The organism is Yoonia sp. (assembly GCF_017854415.1).
Taxonomy (GTDB): Bacteria; Pseudomonadota; Alphaproteobacteria; order Rhodobacterales; family Rhodobacteraceae; genus Yoonia.
Genome location: NZ_JAFMHR010000229.1, coordinates 1 through 2,550, shown reverse-complemented (window position 1 = coordinate 2,550; position 2,550 = coordinate 1). Strand labels below are relative to the sequence as shown.

Sequence of the window (2,550 nt, the reverse complement as noted above, 5' to 3'; positions counted from 1 at the left end):
GGGCACCTGTCATAGCGCGTTGAGATGCGTCTCCAATCTTTGAGGCGGCCAAACATTCTCTCAATCCGATTGCGACGTTTGTAGCGACGCTTGTCATATTTGATGGTTTTGCTGCGTGACTTGCGGTCAAGGATACATGGAGTGATACCCCCTGTCTATTAGGGCCTCTCTGAACCAATCGGCGTCATAGCCGCGGTCGGCGAGCAGCCATTCAGCATCTGGCAGACAGTTCAACAAAGCTTCAGCGCCAGCGTAATCACTCACCTGACCCGCAGTAATAAAAAACCTGATTGGGCGACCGCTGGTATCCGTGACGGCATGCAACTTGGTGTTCATACCACCCTTGGTCTGCCCGATCAGACGTCCGCGCCCCCCTTTTTGAGCCCCAGGCTTGAGGCTGTGCGGTGCGCTTTGAGATAAGTCGCATCAATTGAGATGGTCTTATTGTCGGGTGCCTCTGCCGCCAATCCCGTCATGATCCGCGCGAACACACCCATGTCACTCCATCGCTTCCAACGGTTATACAATGTCTTGGGCGGACCATATTCCGCGGGAGCATCACTCCAACGTAAACCATTGCGATTGATGAAGATAATTCCGCTCAACACGCGCCGCTCGTCTACCCGCGGCTTACCTCGGCTCTTGGCGAAGTACGGTTTAAGCCGTCCCATTTGTTCCTCACTCAACCAATACAGATTGCTCATCATACCCCCAAATATTTGGGGGTCCTGAATCATAGCAATGCGTCAGCATCAAGCCGATTTATGGGGCCAGACCCTAGTAAGAATTGGCAAAGCATGTCCATTGATGATTATCATTTCTGCAACGCGTTTGGGGGATCCCGCTTTTGATCTTTTCTGTAAATTGTCCCGAATCTAGGTGGCTTTTGTGTGCTTGCCCCTCTGCTCATTTCTTGGCCTTTGTGCGCAACCAGCGTTGATCCCGCAACTTTCGTGAAGGTTGGTCCGGATTGATCCACGTCAATCGGGCATGGGCGTCTGGCAGTATTCTTTTTTAGTAGGTCAAGAATAGGTGGGCCATGGCACATAAGAATATTCTCTTTCATTCAGCTGCGCGCGAAAAGCTGCTGCGCGGAACTACAGCACTGGCCGCTGCAGTGCGGGTTACGCTTGGGCCAAAATCCAAATCCGTACTGATCCAGAAGAAATTTGGTCTGCCCATTGTCTGCAATGACGGTGTAACCATCGCCAAAGAGATCAGTCTCAAGGACCCGGAAGAGGATCTGGGCGCCCAGATGTTGCGTCAGGCGGCGGAAAAAACGGGCGAGGCAGTGGGGGATGGCACTAGTACCTCGACAATCCTTGCCCATGCGATCTTCTCGGACGGGGTCCGCAATGTCGTAGCGGGGGCAAGCGCCATTGATATCAAACGCGGTCTGGATCGCGGCTTGCAGATTGCGCGTGACCACCTGCAGTCGATGTCTGCGCCTGTGCGCACCAGCAAGGAAAAAGAGCAGGTCGCGACGATTTCAGCACATAATGATCCTGTGATCGGCAGGATGGTTGCAGATGCCGTCGAAAGGGTCGGGGATGAGGGCGTGATCACTGTTGAGGATTCGAAGACGACCGAAACCATTCTTGAAGTTGTCGAAGGTATGCAATTCGACCGCGGTTTTCTATCGCCATATTTCGTGACCGATGCCGAGAGGATGGAGGCTGCACTGGAAGACCCTTATGTCCTTTTGTGTGATCGCAAGATCAGCAGTATGAAAGAATTTCTGCCCCTACTTGAGCAAGTACTCAAGACCGGGAAACCTCTGTGTATCGTTGCCGAAGACGTTGATGCGGATGCCTTGGCAACGCTTGTTGTCAACCAGTTGCGCGGCACCCTGCGGTGCCTTGCGGTAAAGGCCCCCGGCTTTGGCGATCGCCGCAAGGCGATGCTGGAGGATATCGCGGTTCTGACGGGCGCACAGGTTATTTCCGAGACAGTGGGCATGAAACTTGAGAGTGTCACACTGGACCATCTCGGGCGCGCCGAACGGGTCAAATCGGATCACGAAACCACAACGATCATTGGCGGCGCGGGCAATAAATCTGCGATCACGGCGCGGGCGCGGCAGATCAAGGTACAGATCGACAACACCACCAGTGATTATGACAAAGAGAAACTGCAGGAACGTCTGGCGAAATTGTCGGGCGGAGTTGCCGTCATTCGTGTGGGCGCGCCGTCAGAGGCCGAAATCGCCAGTCAGAAAGAAGCGCTGGACGACGCCATCAATGCAACCAAGGCCGCAGTGGAAGAAGGCGTTGTGCCAGGTGGGGGGTTGGCTTTGCTGCGGTGCACAAAATCACTTGAGGCCGCAGAGGCCGATGCAAAGGGCGATGAAAAGACCGGGCTTGAGATTTTGCGCCGCGCACTGAGTGCGCCAACGCGTCAGATCGCTGAGAACTCAGCGGTTGATGGCGGGGTCGTGGTGGCGCGGATGCTGGAAAGCAAGGGGGCGATCGGCTTTGATGCCGCGATCAATGACTATGTTGACCTTTTGAAGGAAGGTATCATTGATCCCACTAAAGTCGTCCGTGTAGC

1 protein-coding gene and 1 pseudogene are annotated in these 2,550 nt (G+C 54.5%); one reads left to right on the top strand and one right to left on the bottom strand.

Annotated features, from left to right (window positions below; genetic code table 11):
* Nucleotides 1–704, bottom strand: a pseudogene (locus tag QZ197_RS15820) (IS5 family transposase); the annotation flags it as partial.
* A gap of 335 nt (nucleotides 705–1,039) precedes the next feature.
* On the opposite strand from QZ197_RS15820, the gene groL reads away from it, so the two are divergent.
* A partial coding sequence (gene groL / locus QZ197_RS15815) for a chaperonin GroEL (protein WP_296433184.1) occupies nucleotides 1,040–2,550 on the top strand: 1,511 nt, incomplete at its 3' end.